Origin of the sequence: Nostoc sp. CCY 9925, assembly GCF_963920935.1 — a bacterium.
Taxonomy (GTDB): domain Bacteria; phylum Cyanobacteriota; class Cyanobacteriia; order Cyanobacteriales; family Nostocaceae; genus Nostoc.
The window spans coordinates 80,305-99,653 of sequence record NZ_CAWUDO010000004.1 but is presented as its reverse complement, the minus strand read 5'-3'; the positions used below and the strand labels follow the sequence as shown (position 1 = coordinate 99,653).

At 40.7% G+C, this 19,349-nt stretch carries 11 protein-coding genes; 4 read left to right on the top strand and 7 right to left on the bottom strand.

Annotation, left to right across the window (positions count from 1 at the left end; genetic code table 11):
* Window positions 1-368: 368 nt before the first annotated feature.
* On the bottom strand, window positions 369-2,360 hold the full coding sequence (locus ACM0OY_RS03490; RefSeq protein ID WP_414567501.1) for an ABC1 kinase family protein: 1,992 nt from the start codon (window positions 2,358-2,360) through the stop codon (window positions 369-371).
* Between the two features lie 357 nt (window positions 2,361-2,717).
* Between ACM0OY_RS03490 and recN the strand changes: the two genes are divergently transcribed.
* The 3 genes from recN to ACM0OY_RS03475 all read left to right on the top strand — a co-directional run bounded on the left by recN (window position 2,718) and on the right by ACM0OY_RS03475 (window position 10,857).
* Window positions 2,718-4,466 carry a DNA repair protein RecN gene (gene recN, locus ACM0OY_RS03485; RefSeq protein WP_414567500.1) on the top strand — a complete coding sequence of 583 codons (1,749 nt, stop codon included), beginning with the start codon at window positions 2,718-2,720 and terminating at the stop codon, window positions 4,464-4,466.
* 308 nt (window positions 4,467-4,774) lie between these two features.
* Window positions 4,775-6,022 (top strand): hypothetical protein, encoded by a 1,248-nt coding sequence (locus ACM0OY_RS03480; protein WP_414567499.1) that lies wholly within the window; start codon window positions 4,775-4,777, stop codon window positions 6,020-6,022.
* 194 nt (window positions 6,023-6,216) lie between these two features.
* Entirely contained in the window at window positions 6,217-10,857 is a 4,641-nt protein-coding gene (locus ACM0OY_RS03475; protein ID WP_414567498.1) for a response regulator, read from the top strand.
* Between the two features lie 122 nt (window positions 10,858-10,979).
* Here the strand turns inward: ACM0OY_RS03475 and ACM0OY_RS03470 are convergent, their stop codons facing one another.
* Window positions 10,980-11,396, bottom strand: coding sequence for an ATP-binding protein (locus ACM0OY_RS03470; protein ID WP_414567497.1), 417 nt, complete (start codon window positions 11,394-11,396; stop codon window positions 10,980-10,982).
* A 148-nt stretch (window positions 11,397-11,544) separates the two neighbouring features.
* Here ACM0OY_RS03470 and ACM0OY_RS03465 point away from each other — a divergent pair, with 148 nt between their 5' ends.
* Window positions 11,545-12,735, top strand: a complete 1,191-nt coding sequence (locus ACM0OY_RS03465; protein ID WP_414567496.1) for a SpoIIE family protein phosphatase — start codon at window positions 11,545-11,547, stop codon at window positions 12,733-12,735.
* A 164-nt stretch (window positions 12,736-12,899) separates the two neighbouring features.
* Here ACM0OY_RS03465 and ACM0OY_RS03460 read toward each other — a convergent pair whose 3' ends face one another.
* From ACM0OY_RS03460 to ACM0OY_RS03440, 5 genes are all read right to left on the bottom strand, one after another.
* Complete coding sequence (locus tag ACM0OY_RS03460; RefSeq protein ID WP_414567495.1) at window positions 12,900-13,229, bottom strand: STAS domain-containing protein; 330 nt, start codon at window positions 13,227-13,229, stop codon at window positions 12,900-12,902.
* A 307-nt stretch (window positions 13,230-13,536) separates the two neighbouring features.
* The gene (locus ACM0OY_RS03455) at window positions 13,537-13,692 is read right to left on the bottom strand and encodes a hypothetical protein (RefSeq protein ID WP_414567494.1); all 156 of its coding nucleotides are present in this window, start codon (window positions 13,690-13,692) and stop codon (window positions 13,537-13,539) included.
* Between the two features lie 71 nt (window positions 13,693-13,763).
* Complete coding sequence (locus tag ACM0OY_RS03450; protein WP_414567493.1) at window positions 13,764-14,261, bottom strand: PIG-L deacetylase family protein; 498 nt, start codon at window positions 14,259-14,261, stop codon at window positions 13,764-13,766.
* Window positions 14,262-14,290: 29 nt separating this feature from the next.
* Window positions 14,291-16,273, bottom strand: a complete 1,983-nt coding sequence (locus ACM0OY_RS03445; protein WP_414567492.1) for a glycosyltransferase — start codon at window positions 16,271-16,273, stop codon at window positions 14,291-14,293.
* 187 nt (window positions 16,274-16,460) lie between these two features.
* Window positions 16,461-19,259: a DUF3131 domain-containing protein gene (locus ACM0OY_RS03440; protein WP_414567491.1), complete on the bottom strand. Its 2,799-nt coding sequence runs from the start codon at window positions 19,257-19,259 to the stop codon at window positions 16,461-16,463.
* Window positions 19,260-19,349: the final 90 nt, after the last annotated feature.

Genomic DNA, 19,349 nt, shown 5'->3' with positions numbered 1-19,349 from the left:
TTAAAGACTAATCATTTGTATCAGAATTTTCGTGAATTGGTATAACCCATTACCCGCAAGTTCAACTTCAAGACTTTAAGGCTGAACCGTTCGTACTTCCTTGCTATGAGAGAGTACCACCATTACATACACTAATTCCCATGGCTTGTTTGTCGGCAGGATTTAAGTTTATCGAAAAATCCAAGGACAATTGCCTATATTTAAAATAGCGATCGCTTGGCGACGAGATAATCAATCAAAAATCTTGTCTAACTTTCTCAACGTAGTAAGAGAAGTTTCGGGCAAGTAATTTCAGCAGTGCTGAGTGGTGTTAGTAGTAGCGGGGCATTTAGCCCGTGCTGACTTAAAAACCCCTCACTTCTAACTCCTCACTCTGACGCCAACAATTGCCGAATTACCCTAGCTAAAGCCTTTTGCGTAAAGCGACTAGCCACTTGTTGACCCAAACGCTGCACACCCGGATTTACCAATAACTGAGCAATTTGAGGCGCAAGTTGCGCTGGATCAAAGCCTCGCGTTTCTCGGAGAATATTTAAAATCCGTTTGATATGCTCTAAGGTTTGTTGTTGTTCAACTGTCGCGGCTGGAGTTTCATTAACTGCCGTCAACCCTACCCGTTCTCTTAGTAAATAGGTAAAGTTATGCAAGATATTTTTACCTAAAGCATCAAGTCCATTAACAGATTCATCCACCAGCTTGTCGCGAATGAAAGCGCCACGTTCAGATGAGAGGAATTCTATCCCCTGATTCAGCACTAAATTAAAGTCGTAATCCTGGCTGTTACGCGCATTTTTTAACAAGTTTTCTAAGCGGTTCCAGCGGAATCTACCATCTTTAAATAACAAATCTTGCAATGATGCTCTTAATTGTGGTGCTGGGTCTGTTAATAGGCGTTTAGAAACGTAGGGATAAGCTTCGCTGAGAACTTTAAAATTCGGATCTATAAATATTGCAATACCTTCCAACGTCACCAGGGAGCGAATAATTAAAGCGTAATAGGGTGGTACGCGGAAAGGATATTCATACATCAAAGCCGATAATTCATCAGTGATGCTTTTAATGTTGAGTTCAGCAACACTAGCTCCTTGGGCATCAGCAAATACTCTAGCAAAAGCTGGAATAATTGGTGTTAAATCTGTTTCTGGTGATAAGAAATCTAATTTAACGTAGTCTTTTGCTAAGCCTTCAAAGTCGCGGTTCACCACATGAACGATCGCTTCAATTAAACCATAGCGCTGCGGTGGTTTAATCTCGCTCATCATCCCAAAGTCGAGATAAGCTAATTTACCATCAGTTGTTGCTAACAAATTACCAGGATGAGGATCGGCGTGGAAGAATCCGTGTTCTAGTAGTTGGCGTAGAGAACACTGCACACCCACTTCAATCAAATAACGAGCATCTATACCTTGGGCGCGAATTTCTTCTGTCTGGGTTAATTTAGTGCCGTTAATCCACTCCATCGTCAACACACGACGATTGGTATATTCCCAGTAAATTTTCGGTACGTAAATGTCTTTTATATGACCGTATAACTCGAAAAACAGTTCGGCATTTTCGCCTTCATGGATATAATCCATTTCTTCAAAAATGCGATCGCCTAATTCATCGAGAATTCCAACTAAGTCACTGCGTACCCGTTTGAACTTTTTCTGTACCCAAGCGGCGAGGTTACGCAAGATATACAAATCAATGGTAATCCGCTCTCTTAAATCTGGACGCTGGACTTTTACAGCGACTTCTTCACCAGTTTTCAGCTTACCTTTGTAAACTTGCCCCAAGGAAGCCGCAGCAATTGGGTGGGGTGAGAGTTCGGCGTAAATCTCTTGGGGAGGTGCGCCTAATTCTTCTTGAATAAACTGGTAAGCAATTTCGTTGGGAAAAGGCGGTAATTGGTCTTGTAGCCTAGTTAATTCTTCCAGATATACCGGAGGAACCAAATCCGGTCTGGTGGACAAAGCTTGCCCAATTTTGATGTAAGCAGGCCCTAGTTGCGTTAGTAATTCTCGTAGCTGAACGGCTCGGCGGCGGTCATTTTTGACAACAATTCCTCGTTTACTATCAGACCACAACCCAAAAGCGAAGGAGAGTGTTGGCCTCAACACCGCAAAAATCCGCCCTAAAACTTGCAGGGGTTTATTTTGGTAATGCGCCACTATCTCCACGGGATCATAACGCGTCTCAGGTTCGGCTGTTTTAGTATCCCTTCGAGCTGCTAAAAGTCTTGGCGATTGCACTACCAAGTCTTGTGTACCATTTTCTGGCACTACATCAATAATATGCAGTTCGCCTTGGCTGATGTTGCCGTTGCGACTGTCCTCCTGAATCGATCCGGAATTAGGGGGAAGTGTCTTAACAATCATGGAAAAGGCCACCGCTGAGAATGATCGTGTTAAGTATTGTAACAATATGTTGAAGATTGGGCATCTGGCATTGGAAGTGTTGAGTGTTGACTGAGGAGTTATCCTCCTTGTCTTCCTATCTTCCCATTTCCCCACTCCACATTGCTTTGCTACACTTATATGGGCACATTAATTTAATAGTAGTAGGTATTGCTGCTTTTCTCTGTGCTGAGTTGAAAGTGCTAAGTCCTCTTAAGTAAAGACATCGCTTGCGGCCTGACTAACTCCGAAATTTTCTTCCGACTCACAACTCAGCACTCAATACGGGCTAAACGCCCCGCTACCGCTAACAGCACTATGGAAGGAGACTTTGGCTAGATGTTGCTTTGCTTGCGAATTGAAAACTTTGCCCTGATTGACGAACTGGAATTGGAATTTGGCGCAGGACTCAATGTGTTGACGGGTGAAACCGGTGCCGGGAAATCGATTATTTTGGATGCTATTGATGCCGCTTTGGGCGGTAAAGTCTCTAGTCGAGTGATTCGTACAGGCACAAGTCGGGCAATGGTAGAAGCTACTTTCACTTCAAATGCCCCCTTAGCTGCTTGGTTGACCGAACAGGAAATCGATTTGCTTGATGAAAATTCCGTAGTCATTAGCCGAGAAATCACCGCCACAGCTAGTAATGTCCGCAGTCGATCGCGGGTGAATGGTGTGTTGGTAAATCGGCAGGTGATGGGAGGACTACGCGATCGCTTGGTGGAAATCACAGCCCAAGGTCAAACGGTGCAAGTGGGACAATCTGCCCAAGTCCGGGACTGGTTGGATTTGTATGGCGGTGACTCGTTGATGCATCAACGGCAAAAGGTCGCCAATAGCTTTAGTGCTTACCAACAAGCGCATTTAGCACTGGAAAAACGCCGGACATCAGAACGGGAACGTTTGCAACAACTCGACTTGCTCACCTATCAAGTGCAAGAATTGGGAGCAGCCAATCTGTGCGAAGCGAACGAATTGGAACAGTTGGCACAAGAACGCGAACGCCTGAATCATGTTGTTGATTTGCAACAAATGAGCTACAAAATTTATCAGGCTTTATATCAAAACGATGATGAAACTCCCGCCGCCGCAGATTTATTGGGAGACAGCGAAGCAACATTAAATGACATGGTGGAATATGACACCCAACTGCAACACCTGTTGGAATTAGTCAGGGATGCCCAAGCTGCGGTTATGGAAGTGGGAAGGCAGATTAATGCCTATGGAGACGGTTTGGAAGCCGATCCCCAGCGATTGGAAGAAGTGGAAGAACGGGTTCGGGAATTAAAGCACATTTGTCGCAAGTATGGGCCGACATTAACAGAAGCGATCGCCTATTACCAACGTATCCAAGGCGAATTAGCCCAACTTAATGACAGCGAACAATCTATCGAAAGTCTAGAACAGCAAGAAAATACCTGTTTTGAAAAACTCACCCAGTTAAGTAATCAATTAACTCAACTGCGTAGTAAAGCTGCTGCTAATTTAGAATCACGTTTGATATCTGAACTCAAACCTCTAGCGATGGAAAAGGTGAAATTTCAAGTTGAAATTTTGCCGACTCCCCCAACTGCTATGGGAGCAGATAAAATTACCTTTATGTTTAGTCCCAACCCCGGAGAACCACTGCAACCTTTAACAGAAATTGCCTCTGGTGGAGAAATGAGCCGCTTTTTACTGGCATTGAAAGCTTGTTTTTCTCAAGTTGATGCAGCCGGGACAATGGTATTTGATGAAATTGATGTAGGGGTTTCCGGAAGAGTTGCCCAAGCGATCGCGGAAAAATTACACCAGTTAAGTCAACGCAACCAAGTATTGTGTGTTACCCACCAACCTTTAGTTGCAGCAATGGCAGACCGTCATTTCCGGGTGGATAAACAAACTATTAATCAAGGTAAAGGTAAAAAAGCTAACAATGGTAGTGTGGAACAACGTACTGTTGTGCGAGTTACTGCTTTAGATAATTTAACTACTCGCCGGGAAGAACTAGCACAGTTAGCTGGTGGAAAATCAGCGAGTGATGCGATCGCTTTTGCCGAATCTTTGTTATTGCAAGCCGCTAATCACCGTCGCGGGGAGCAAACTTGATTCAATTTTAGATTTTAGATTTGCGATTTTGGATTGAAATATTCAAAATCTTGGATTTAAGAATGTTCCAAAGTAAGGTAAGTAATTCGACACGCCGATAGATAATATCAAGATGGTGCGCCGCTTGGGGAAAACGCACCCTACTATGAAAGTTTATTTTTGAAAAAGTTCCGTAAACCTCTCATGTGAAAATCGCTGTAATCAGCATATATTGTGGGCATCATAATCCAAGCAGAATACACAAACTAGCAGCCAAAAAATTCTTTGGCAGCTAGTTTTTCATTGATATACACCTACAGTATCGGCTGATGGCAGATAGTTTTAGACCTTATCTCTTGATTTATCGATATAGTTTTACTAAGTATATTTTGGGATACTTACAAATTCAATTGGGAGTCATCTTGAGTGTAGGTATTTGGGCATTCTGTGAAGTTAAGTTACAAGCTGCCCAACTCCATGAAAACACCAAATCTCTCTCATCTTCCCCATTAAATGGAAACCAGTATCACTTAGAACTCTCAAAACCTCTGCCCTATCGATTTTTGATTGCGGCACCCGAAAACTTGAATCCGGATTTACGACTACCGCCACCAAGACCAAAACCGAAGCCACCAGAGAATTCAAGCCCTCCAACACCTTCCACGGAACCAGCAACACCAAGTGCGGTTTTGGAAAGTATTCATACCGACTATCGCTATGACACAGATAACTTTGGGCAAACAAATTTATTCATTGAACCAACGCTTCAGTTTCGATTGAGAAATGGCAACAAAATCTTTTTGAAGACGGGCTTTAATTTCTTCGATCAACGGGGTGTTGAATCAGTTAGCAATTTTCCTTTGCAAGTTGGCTGGCAGGGAAAAATTGGACAAGTGACCCTACAAACAGCAACCGGAATTGATGTGTTCGACCGTTTACCGGCAGCGATGAATCTCAATGCTAAGGTCGAAGTTCCGATTGTGCCAGCGCGAGTTTCACCATCAGGGCAATTGCGATCGCTATTAGTATTATCAGGTAATTTAGAACAAGGACCTTATAAATCTAATGCCCGAACTTTAGAAAATGAAATTACTACTTGGCGATTTGGACCTGATTTATTCTGGCAAATCGATCGAAACACCAGCTTATTTTCTTCTTTGCGTTTGGGTAACTACAACGATGGTAATTCTGAGGTGCAGACTTTTAGTAGGCTAGAGCGGAAATTTGGACAATTTTCTTTAGCAGCTAACTTATTTACTTGGAGTTACGATCGCGATTTAGAAAGCACAAGTGGCTATTTTTCACCACCAGATTTCCTAGTTTACAACGCTGAATTAGCTTGGGAAGGAGATATTGCTAAATTCTTGCGCTGTCGCCTAGCTGCTAACTTAGGACGACAGCGACTTAAAGGAGAATTCGATAATGCCAATACCTATCAAACACGCTGTACGGTAAAGCTATCACCGAATATTGAAGCAGACTTGGGCTACAGCTTTAGTAATGTCCGCAATCAAGATACAGGAGAAAGCGCTTACGGCGGTAACTCTTTAACAGGACAGTTGCGTGTCAAATTTTAGCAAAAAATAATTCAGAATTGAGAATTCAGAAGAAATATAAAATCAAGCGTGCTATAGATTTTTGATTTTTTGATATTTTTCAAATTATAAAACTTGACTATCAAAGTCTTTTAATTCCCAACTCCTAACTCTTAACTCCTAACTTCTAACTCTTAACTTCTAACTCCTGAATTCTGAATTCTGACTCCTGAATGATGAAAGCACCATTACCTGAGAACGAAACACAGCGAATTGAATCTCTTTTACAGTATAAAATCCTCGATACTCCTTCGGAAAAGGCTTTTGACGACCTGACTCGTCTAGCCTCATATATTTGTGGAACTCCCATTGCTTTAATCAGTTTAGTCGATCGCGATCGCCAGTGGTTCAAGTCAAAAGTTGGTTTGGATGCCCTACAAACTCCCAGAGATGTGGCGTTCTGCGCCCATGCGATTCTGCAACCTGAGGTTTTTGTTGTCCCTGATGCCACAAAAGACGAAAGGTTCGCCACAAACCCGCTAGTTAATTCCGATCCTCATGTGCAGTTTTATGCTGGTATACCATTGACAAATCCCGAAGGATATGCAATAGGAACACTTTGTGTAATTGACCATGTACCCAGAAACCTCTCTCCAGAACAAATTGAAGCATTACGAATGCTTGGCCGCCAAGTAATCAAGCAACTAGAAATGCGGCGTACTTTAGCAAGTTTGGTTTTGGCGAGTGATACACGCAAACAAGCACAGAAGGTACGCAAACAATTTTTAACAAGAATTGCCCAAGGATTTGGGTTGGCGTTGGCTATTTTAGTGATCATTGGCACGCTCTCATATCAAAGTACAGAAGTGTTGATTAATACGAGTAAAAATTTGCTCAACACTCAAATGACAATTAACAGTTTGGAAGAACTTCTCTCTAATATCAAGGATGCTGAAACGGGACAACGTGGATATATACTCACTGGAAACGATGTGTATTTGGAACCATACCGAACAGCACTTATCAAAGTTATTCCAGAAATTCAGCAGCTAAGAACATTAACAGCAAACGATCCTCAGCAACTGAGTCAAATCGACACTGTTGAACCCCTGATAGTAGTAAAACTCAACGAACTCAAAAAGACTATCGACTTGCGCCAACATCAAGGATTGGATGCGGCATTAGAGGTAATCAAAACAGACCAGGGAAATAATTTCATGAGTGATATTCGCAATATCATTCGTGAGATGGAAAAGCAGGAACAACAAAAGCTTCAGCAGCATTTAAAAATCACTAAAACCAGTGTCAATAATACGATTTTGATGCAGGCGATCGCTATTTGCTTAAGTTTCCTGATTATGGCCATAGTCTACTACTTTATTTATCGTGAGGTAAAGGAGCGTAAATTGACAGAGGAGACACTGAACAAAGAACGCAACTTTATCTCAGCAGTTCTTGATACAGCCAGTGCTTTGGTAATAGTTCTAGACCCACAAGGGCAAATTGTTCGCTTCAATCAAGCTTGCGAGCAAACAACTGGTTACTCATTTGATGAAGTCAGAGGAAGGCATTTCTGGAATCTGTTTTTACTTCCGGAACAGGTAGATTCGGTGAAAGCAGTTTTTGAACGACTGCGGACTGGTGAAGGCTCAAAAGAGTACGAAAGCTATTGGAGCATGAAGAATGGTAGTCGGCGGTTAATTGCATGGACTAACACTATTTTGCAAGACTATGAAGGTCGCGTTGAATACGTTATTGCTACAGGTATTGATATCAGCGATCGCAAACGAGCAGAACAGCATCTCAAAGCCCAGTATGCTACAACTCGTGTCTTAGCAGAGTCTACTACCATCAACGAAGCCATGAGCCAAATATTACAAGGAATCTGCGAAAGTTTGGGAGCGGCTCTGAGTGAAATTTGGATGGTGGATCAGCAAGTTAACATACTGGCTTTTTTAGATAACTGGTATAAAACCTCATTAGAAATGCAGGAATTTGAAATATTCAGTCGGCAGGCCACGTTTGCGCCAGGAATTGGTCTGCCTGGTCGTGTCTGGGCTAGTGCTAAACCTGTTTGGATTGCTGATGTCGCGAAAGATCGCGATTTTGTGCGCTTAAAAATTGCTGCTAAAGCAGGACTGCACGGAGCTTTTGGTTTTCCGATTCGTGGGGGTAAAAAAATCCTTGGTGTGATTACTTGCTTTAGCCATGAAATCCAGCAACCTGACTCAGATTTGGCAAAAGTTATGAATTCCATTGGCGAGCAAGTCGGACAGTTTATTGAGCGCAAACAAGCAGAAGAAGAACTGCAACGCCAAAACTTGCGATCGCAATTATTTACGGAAATCACCCTGAAGATTCGCCAATCTTTGCAAATTAAAGAAATTCTGCAAATCGCTGTTACGGAAGTACAAAAAATTCTTCATAGCGATCGAGTTTTAATCTATCAACCTTTGTTAGATGGATCTGCAACCACCATCGTCGAAGCAGTAGTTTCTGGCTGGCTGACAATTAAAGAGAAAAAGCTCACCGATGCTTACTTTCGAGCGGAATATCTACAACAGTATTATCTACAGCAGTATCGTCAAAAACGCAATTTGGGGCTTGCAGATTTGGATCTAGGTGAAGCCCAAAAAAATCACATAGAATTACTCCAACAATTTGGAGTCAAGTCCAATTTAGTTGTGCCTATTCTCGTCAAAGAAGAACTCTGCGGTTTGCTGATTGTTCATCAGTGCGGTAGTTCTCGTCAATGGTCTAGTTTTGAAACTCATCTTTTGCGGCAAATAGCTGACCAAGTAGGTATCGCCTTAGCCCAAGCTCAAATGTTAGATGCAGAAACTCAACAGCGACGAGAACTCGAAGTTGCCCGTCACGAAGCTGAATTAGCTTCTAAAACCAAAAGCGCTTTTTTAGCCAACATGAGCCACGAAATCCGTACCCCCATGAATGCTGTGTTGGGGATGACAGGTTTAATGTTAGAAACTCCCCTGAATGCAGAGCAACGGGATTTTATCGAAACAATTCGCATTAGTGGAGATGCTCTGTTAAGCCTAATTAACGAAATTTTGGATTTGTCCAAACTTGAAGCTGGAGAGATGGTATTAGAAACTTTAGATTTTGATTTATCTACCTGTGTGGAAGAGGTATTGGAATTATTGGCACCCCCAGCCCATAACAAGGGATTAGAAATTGCAGCCTTAATTTATCCCAACGTCCCCACGCATCTGCAAGGTGATGCTGGTCGTTTGCGGCAAATTCTGATGAATTTAATCAGCAACGCCATCAAATTCACTAGCAGTGGAGAGGTAATAGTAAGAGTAGAATTGCGATCAGAAACTTTTACTACAGCTACTATTAATTTTGCCATCATAGATACTGGTCTTGGCATTACCTTTGAAGATCAATCCAAACTCTTTACGCCATTTACCCAAGTAGATGCTTCCACTACCCGCAAGTATGGCGGTACAGGTTTGGGATTAGCCATCTGCAAACAACTGGTAAGCTTGATGGGAGGAGAAATTGGCGTAGAAAGTTCGCTGGGTAAAGGATCTAAGTTTTGGTTTGAAATAACTTTCCCCAAGCAACTTCAACCTATTTCCTCAATACACGAACGCACACTTCTAACTAATCGCCGCTTATTAGTAGTCGATGATAACGCTACAAATCGCAAAATCATCCAGTATCAAGCTACCCGTTGGGGGATGGTAGTAGATCAAGCTGCTTCCGCTACTATTGCCCTCAAAGCTATTCAACAAGCTGCCAAGCACAAAAGTTTGTATGACATTGCTGTAATTGACATGCAGATGCCAGAAATGGATGGCATGACTTTGGGAGAGGAAATTAAGAAAAATTCTGCCATTGCCCAGTTACCTTTGATTATGCTCACCTCTACTAACCAACGCGATGAAATCCAACGAGCGCTAAAAATCGGATTTGCCGCTTATTTGGTTAAACCTGTTAAGCCGTCTCGACTTTTTGATGCCATCGTGACCATTTTAGAAACAAAAGAAAAGGACACGGCGACGGAGAATCTATTTAGTACATTCCCTGCGTCCCCTTGGCCCTGCGTACCTGGGTCTCCTTCCCCAACTTCTAACTTACCTAAATTAAGAATTCTTCTAGCAGAAGATAATTTAGTAAATCAGAAAGTAGCTTTGAAACAACTCCAAAGTCTTGGCTACAGCGCTGATGTTGCTGGCAATGGTCAAGAAGTTTTGCAGTTATTAGAAAAAATTCCTTACGATTTAATTTTGATGGACTGCCAAATGCCTGTTCTTGATGGTTTGGAAACCACAAGAGAAATTCATCGTTGGCAAGAAAACAGCTTTGCAAGTGGTCGTCGTCCTGTGGTAATTGCCATGACAGCTAATGCTATGAAAGAAGACGAACAAATGTGTATAGATGCAGGCATGAATGACTATTTGAGCAAGCCAGTAATGAAGGAAAAATTAGCGGCAGCTTTAGAGCGTTGGGCGATGGTGATATTGCCAAAACAAACTTTTGTATGCGAAGAAAAGATTTCTACAAAAAATATTGATTTATTTGACCTAGCAATTGATTGGGAACGCTTGCATCAAGTCTCAGAAAATAACCCAGAATTTGAAATAGAACTACTGCAAATATTTGTTGACGATATTCAAGCTCGTATAGAGATGATTAAAATCGCGATCGCTGGTGAGGACTTTGAGCAACTAGCACGAGAAACCCATCAAATTAAAGGTGCTAGTGCCAATATGGGAGTCACAACTATGCATCTGGCAGCAGAAAAACTAGAACAACTAGCTTATAACCAAGAGCGTCAAGGCACTAATAACTTAATCTCAGAGTTAGAAGAGTTTGTTAAACGTATCCAAGAGTTTTTAATGACGAAATAGAGGCTGTAGCCTGAGCATATATAGCAGTTTTCAGGTAGTTTAGGACATCAAGTGATAGTCGGCTATATAGACTTTGAGACAAATTTTTGTATACTTTATCCTTGCTGAAATCTACTTATTTATTAGTAATATTTACTAATAAATAAGCAGTAACGATTATCTATTGTCCGCTCATAACTCAACTTGTCAGCAAGAGCAGACATGATTTTTAAACCACGCCCACGCTCTTGGTTATTATCTTCAAATTCTGACGTTTTTCGCAATTGCTCCTCTAAATCAAAGCATTCGCCTTGTGACCAAATGCGAATTTCTATATACTCATTTAAACGCAGAGCTTCTATCTCAATTGGAGTTTCAAGGGGTAAATTTTTGTGGGCATGTTCAACAATGTTAGTAAAGCCCTCCATCAAAAGTGTCTGACATTGCCACCAAATTTGTTTATTACGAAAGCTTGGTTGATTCATCTGCTCAAACCAAGATAAAACCTCAGGCGAAGCTGTTAGATCTGTGTTGACTTTGAGATATATTTTTTTATTCACTTCTTAACCAATTAAATATTTTACAATCATCTTATTCGCTAATCAGTTTATTTAATTTGAGTATTTTCACTATACATGAAAAACTAAATTTCATATAATTTAAATTAAATAGAATATTTCGTTTTCATTCTACTTAAAAATATAATTTATGTTTAAAATTTTAGTTATTGATGACGATCCTACAGTCCGAGCAGTACTGAAAAGCACCCTCAAAAAGCAGGGTTATGATGTTACGATCGCCAGTAATGGTGAAGAAGGAATTACACAAGCACAACTGCTGCATCCTGCTCTGATTATTTGTGATTGGATGATGTCCCACTTAGATGGACTAGAAGTATGTCGGCGAATTAGGTCAGATCCAGACTTAGCGACTACCTTTTTTATTTTATTGACTGCTAGGGGAGCAGCTCGAGGAGAGGAAGAAGATAGAGTTAGGGGACTTGACGCTGGAGCAGACGAGTTTATCTCTAAACCAATAGAGATGAATGAATTGAAAGCAAGAGTTAGAGCAGGACTCAGGTTACACCAGGTCAATCAGGATTTACAAAGTAAAAAGCAAGCTTTGGAAAAACTCAATCAGGATTTGCAAACCCAAAAGCAAATTTTAGAAACAGAATTGGCTGAAGCAGCTGATTACGTGCGATCGCTTTTACCCTCACCCCTCGTAGGAGCAGTAACTACAGAAAATTTGTTTATTCCTTCAGCACAGCTAGGGGGTGATTGCTTTGGCCATAATTGGATCGATGACGATCATTTGGCAATTTATTTGTTGGATGTATCAGGACATGGAGTGGGTTCAGCACTATTATCTGTATCGGTGCTGAATGTATTGCGATCGCAATCTCTACCAAATACCAACTTTTGTCAACCCAGTGAAGTCTTAAAAGCTCTCAATCACGCCTTCCAAATGAGGAAGCACGGTGATAAATACTTCACAATCTGGTATGGAGTTTATCACCGTCTGAAACGCCAACTCATTTATGCCAATGCCGGACATCCACCTGCTTTACTTTTATCTAGTCCCTCTACAACAAATATCCAAATTCAACAGCTAATTTCTTTAGATTTACCAATTGGATTTTTACCTGATGTTGAATTTGACAATGCTGTTTTTGAAGTCCAAGAAAACAGTAGTTTATATATTTTTAGTGATGGTGCTTATGAAATTAATCAGCCAGATGGGACAATTTTAGGTCTTGATGCTTTCATTAACTTATTAACTAAATGTAGCCAAACAGATATCTGTAACCTCAATCAATTATTAGCAAATCTTCTCAGCTTTAATACTCAAGATAATCTTGATGATGACTTATCTTTAGTAAAAGTTAACTTTGGCTAGTATACTTAAACGTCGATATATAACTCCTATTTGATTGCCTGAAAAAACTCGTTATCAGCTCTAAAAAGCTGATTTACTATTATCTACAGACGCGATTAATTGTGTCTTGATTTACTCCCTAATGGAACCAAATATATTCCAAAAGTCAAGCCGATTACTATATTTCAATTTTGCATTGCTAGTACTTTGCGATTGAATTCCTCTTGATCGGCAAAAGTTTGAAAAATCCTATCCATTTTAGTCAATTCAAATAACATTCTGACTTGATCGCTGATCGAACAGACAAAAAGTTTGCCCTCAGCTTTTCGTACCATTTGCATTGCTGATACTAAAGCACCTAAACCAGAACTATCAATAAACTTTACCTCTTTAAGATCCAGCAACAAAATATCTGTTCCCTTTTCCACAATACTGCTAACTTCACGACGCAATTCATTACCTCTAATGCCATCTAAAATTCCAGATAATTCTAGTACAGTTACACTCATATTCATAGATCAATTCTCCAATTAGTTACTTGAATATTATTTTGGCATTGGCTTAATATAAACTGCAATAGCTATAGAAATATTTTTTTATATATAATAAGATTCGTAGGTATATGAAATTAACTGTAAAGGTAGACAAAAGCTAATAGGCTCATATTAAGATTAAAATGCTCAGATTTTTTTCAGGAATAAAATATCATTAGTATATATAAAGATTTTCATCTGATTAATGACATCTGTTATTTGTCATTAATCATTTGTTTAATGGCTAATGACTATAGTGCATTTTTTCAAAAAATTGGCTGAAAAACTTCTATTTGATTACTTGGTAATTACTATTTGCGATCGCAGTAAAGAAACTAGCATCAACCCATTGACGAGAAATTTCAAAAGCTTCAAAATATCCATCTTTTTGACCTAATTCACGTGCCCAAAAGCGAGATAAAACAAGTATGGCGTCGAGTTGCATAAATGCTTTATTTGCTTCTGATTCATAACAACCAATAGCTGCGACTTTTTCCTCAATTACAGAAGTTATATCTACAAAAAATTTGGTTCAAAACCACGCAAGAAAACAGGCGGTGCTGAATACCACAAAGGTATGTTTTTACGGGTAGCAACATTAGAAACTGCGATCGCACACACTTCATGATCCCTATGCCCATATTTTTCAGGTTGTGGTGCGTGAGTGATAATCAAATCCGGATGCCAACGCCCAATAGCTTCTTCAGTAACTTTAATCACTGCTTGCGTTGAAAAATTACACTCCTCAAGCGCATAAAATTCGTAATTTGCACCGATGATTTTACCCGCTGCGTCTGCTTCTTGATGACGTGTACCCTTAAGAGGCGAACTAGAAAGAATACCATCAGTCAAAATTAAGCAACGAACATTCCACCCTGCTTTAGACATCAGACTGAGAGTACCAGCAGCAGGTAGAACTTCATCATCAGCATGAGCATAAATTGTCAACACAGTTCGTTGACCAAAGTTGTTACAGTCTAAATGAGTCTTCATGCCTATTTTCGAGTTTGTCATTGGTTATTCCCTACGTCTTCCCATCTTCTTTACGCTTCTTTTGGAGGTTGCCAAACAGATGCGCGGATGATAGCCGACAAAAGTAACAAGTTATAAATAGCCCATGCACCATTCAATAGGTGAACTTCAGGATAATTAAGATGACCAGTTGCGAACCGATAAAGGCTCCATAATATTCCCACGATAGTCAAGATAAAAACAACAACCTGTGGCCAAACTAGCCGGATATAAATACCAGATTGTCGTTGTTTAGGTGTGACTTGGAAATTGAGTTTTTGTCCTGTGAACACACTCCATACAGCTTGAATTAATAAAGGAAATAAAGCGATCGCATATTGTTCGGAACGCCAAACTTCTCCAGCCGGAATGCCCCAGGTGGCTGCAAGGAAAGTCAAACGGTTGATAATAAAAGCTGGGAAAAAGTGTATGGCAAAGTCCGGTCCGTAGGTTTTAACTGGAATAATATCCGTGAAAAAATAGATAATTGGACAAGAAATAAAAACCAGAGTTGCAAAACCAGAAAAATAGCTATACATCGTTTTAAAATAATGTAACCTTTGCCAAAAACTTAGGCCTGGTTTTATTAACGGATTTTCTCTCACTAGCACTTGAATAGTTCCTTGTGCCCAGCGTAGCCTTTGTTTAAGAGTTGAACTGAGGTCATCTGGCGCTAAACCTTCTGCTAGCAATTCATTGTGATAAATAGATTTCCATCCAGCGCTATGTAGACGCATTGCTGTATTCATATCTTCTGTAATACTGTTGCTGGATACACCACCAATTAATTGAAATTCATTTAAACGTTTTTCATCTTTGGCAAATTCATCAGCAAAATATTGCAGTCCTACACTAATCAGTGCTTCCCGTCTCAAAAGTGCATTTGTGCCTGTATAAAAAGCAGCATTCATGCCATCTTTACCTTGTTGGAGCGGGCCATAAAATAAATTTGCTCGATGTCCAAAAGGATCGCCTGGAGGAATGTTGTAAAAATCCTGACGGGTCTGGACAAAAGCAATTTGATTCTGGTCATATTTCCCTGTGAAAAGATTATAAGTATAGAAATGAGGCAGAACACGCTTAATAAATTGTGGTTTGGGAATATGGTCAGCATCTAAGGTGAGAATAAACTCTCCAGAAGTTTCCCCAGAAAAAATTGCGTAATTGAGGTTACCCGCTTTAGCGTGGTGGGGTACACCAGCTGGTTTAGGACGAGCAATGTAGCGAAAACGAGCGAGTTCAACTAGTTCTAGTTCTTTTTTGCGAATACTTTCTTCTAAGGCTTTGCATTCGGTGGTGAGGCGTTCCCTGATACTTTGATGCTGTGGAGGTAACCAAAGAATAAACTGTCGCAAACTTTCCACAAATTTGCTACCAAACTGGTTTACCTCTGGTTCCGATGATGCTTGCAGCCATTCTTCAGCAGCTTGAGTTTTGGGTGTGAGATTTTCTAGTTGCTTCAAGCGCTCCAACAAACAAGAGTATTCTGCATCAATTCGTTCTGCTTCCTGCTCTAATTGTGGTGATTGCAAGTCCTCAATGCACAATCTTTCTGTCATCGCTCGCATATCAGCTGAGTTACCATCATCCAGCACGTAAACACGTAACTTACTTGGTGGGTAATCCATTGCTAGAGCAGCTTTAGCAGTTTCTTCTACAATTTCCGGCGGCTCGTTATAACACGTTATAAACACATCCACTGTTGGCCAGTCAGATTTAGGTATTGATGGGGTCATCTGGTCGAGAGACTTAATTTGTCTAACTAAAGGCCGCCACAAGCCAATTACAAACATCACGCCACCGAAATAACTATAAATTTCTGCTATTAGCAAAGGAATAGATATCCAAAGCGCATCGAAATTAATAGAGTGAGTGATGCGCCATTGCAAATACCAGATACCAAAAATTAAATTTATTTCTGCCAGATAGCGAAATAACAGCGTTCTTTTTTTGAGTAAGGAGCGGCTATTACCAGAAAAATTTGCGGAATTATCAATAATAGAAACTGAAGTCATCTTGGTAATATTTTGGATTTTAGATTTTGGATTACTGATTAGGCAGACATGATATGACTAGATTGACTCATGTACAAGTATTCCCAAATACAACTGGTTATTAACAAACACAGCTTTGTGATTACGGTTATAGGACTCTACGTTTTCTGTTACCTGTGCGTAAGTTCTGAGTTAGTTGCCTTTTAATTTATTCTGTAACTTTTGTACCACTTACTAGTGAAGTATTTTCACTAGTTGAACCCCAGTAACTTCCAGAACCATCAGAAATTAATTTGGTTTGTTGTATTGCATTGTTGGGCAAACCTCGCCCAGAATTACCCTTGTTTACTGCCACCCACCAAGGAGACTTCATGGTGGTAGTCGGACGAATTAGAGGTTGTCTATTGATCACTTTGTACAATAAGGATTGCAAAATCATACTGTTGGTGCCGCTAGTGAAACCAACTGCCCTTTTACCCGTAGTTTCATAGAAGCCTTCATAAAATCCAGCCGATGGATTATATAAATCAGTTGTTGCTTGCAGTAATTCTTGACTATACTTGTTTTCTGGAAGCAAAGCATGATAAGCAAAAGCTACTGCTGTACTTACCAATCGTCCCTTTAGTACAGGTTGACCGTCATCTCCTAAAGCTACCCAACCATCGCCTTGACCAGTAATTGTACTGTGGACAGTGTAAGGCTTGCGATCGATTAGCGTAGTAGCTGAGGCTGTGAGAGTGCCGGTACGACGGTAACGTTCGGCTTGCGCCTGGAAAATAGGCTCAAAGAGCGATCGCATTTGTGGATCTAGTCCAAATTCCAAAGCATAGAGTAAGAAAGGATTGCTAACTGTGTATTGGTTAACTTTGGAGTTAGTATCTATGCGATGGCGTTGGATTGGTACTTTTACTCCCTCTACTGAGGCAGTTTGATATTCACCGCCAACAGCCGAACGCTCAACATTAAACCCCCATAATTGAAAAGCACGAGCGGCATATTCTTCATAACCTAAGCGGGTTTCAGGGTTAACGCGAGTAAAATATCGCCCATCTTCCTCTTTGCTAACAGTAGCACTCGAAAGAATACCTTCCCGTACCACACGCAAGTATGACCAATCCAGCACAATTTTATCAACCGCAGCCGTGTATTCTGGATGACAGGTTTTCAAGTTATAAAGCGCTGCCAGCATTCTACCTAAATCTAAAGCTGACCAGCCATTTCCTTCTGGAATGGGATTTCCACCATAATCTATTGATTGCAGCGTTCTAGTATCGTAACTACGACTCGGTAGCTCTCCAGCAAATAACGGTAATTTTGTCAAGGCTGCTAAAAGATGTCGGGTGCGCCCTTCAAATTCTTTGGGGTTAATTATATCGAGCGATCGCGCCGCATGGAGGGCTGCGAGATAATCTCCTAAGCCCCAAAGAGTTGCACCTTTGAAATCGCTGCGATCGTCAATTAGCCCACTCTTAGAATGATAATTAGCTTGAAAGTATCGCCAAGCTGCCTCTGCATAGCGTTTTTCAATCAGACTTAGCGATCGTTCTAATTTGAGGTTAGATGATGCTTGCGGACTACCCACAGGTGGAATCGGTGCAACAGCCACTTCTGTAATTTTAGAAGTATCCGTAGGGGTTGGGGTAGGAGCCGTAACAGTAGAATTCGCTTGATTTGAGGGTGTTGCATTCTCACTGGGTTTACCAGTAGACACGCTTACAGAACCAGAGGCAATTAAAGGGCGATTTCCCCTAGCTTTGTAGTATAAAATCTCCAAAATTAGACCATTAGTATTACCTGTCAAAGCTTTATTGGGTTGCTTTGATTCTTCATAAATACCAGCATAGTAGCCACCATCATCAGGACTCCGGAGATCCTTGACAGCATCAAAAATCTTTTGGGCATAGGAATTATCTGGAAAAAGATACCGCCAACCAAAAGCAGCTTTGGTGCTGATACTGCGGAATTGTGGATAAGACTGATTAGCGTCGGTAATTGTTGCCCAATTTTTACCGTTGGCGTAAACGGTGTTATAGAGAAAATAAGGTGCTTGGTCAATATTGTCTTCTGTAACCGCAGTTAACTGACCTGTAGTATCGTAACGGCGTTTTTGCACATCTAAAACTCTAGCTGCAAAATCAGCTAACTCACCTTGCAAGCCAAATTCAATACCATCAAGAATATAAGACTCACTCACTACGTAATTATTGGCGTTAGTAGTTTGAAAATCACGGGTATCAACGGGAATTTGTACGCCATTAATTTCCACTAACTTAAACGGTTCAAAAGCAATAGCTTTTGGTGCAGAGAAACCCCAAAGTTGATAACCTCTAGCACCATATTCTTCGTAGCCGAGTCGTCCTTCTTGCACCAGTAATGTTTTATTGTCTGAGAGAACAGTAGCACCAAAAAGTTGTTCATCTTTGAGCGATCGCCCTACCTGCCATTTCGTTACAATGCCTTTGAGCCAATCATTATATTGGGGATGACAGCTGCGAATAACATCGAACGCAGCCAGAATTCTACCGACATCCAAAGCAGACCAGCCAATACCCCGTTCAATGGGATTGTTGCCATAATCAACCATCTGTCCGGTGGCTGCGTTATAGACTTTATTAGGTAACGCATCCTCAAATAACTTTAGGCTGCTAAGAGTTGTCAAAAACTTATTCAGACGAGCATCAAAGTCTGCTTGGTCAGTAAGATTCAACCAGCGTGCAGCATTCAACGCCATCAGGTAATTTCCCATATCCCAGAGCGTACCGGAAGGATAACCCCCAGTAGAATTGGTAAATCCCGTTGCTGGCTGATAATTTTTCACAAAATACTGCCAAGCAGCACGAGCATAAGTTTGTTCCTCAGGTGTTAAAGGAACTGTAATACTGCTACAGTTATTGGAATTTTGGGATAAGACTGGTGTTGGAATGTAAAACAAAAATTGCAGAAATATTCCAACTAAAAATAATGCGATCGATTTCAACAGCTTTTGTCGATGGTGTTTGTATATCATTTGCAAATAAAGAGTTAAGGATTAAGAGCTTTATAGCTCCTCTGTAGGTAAATAAAGCGACTATAGCCTTGAGAAAATTTCAGTCTAATC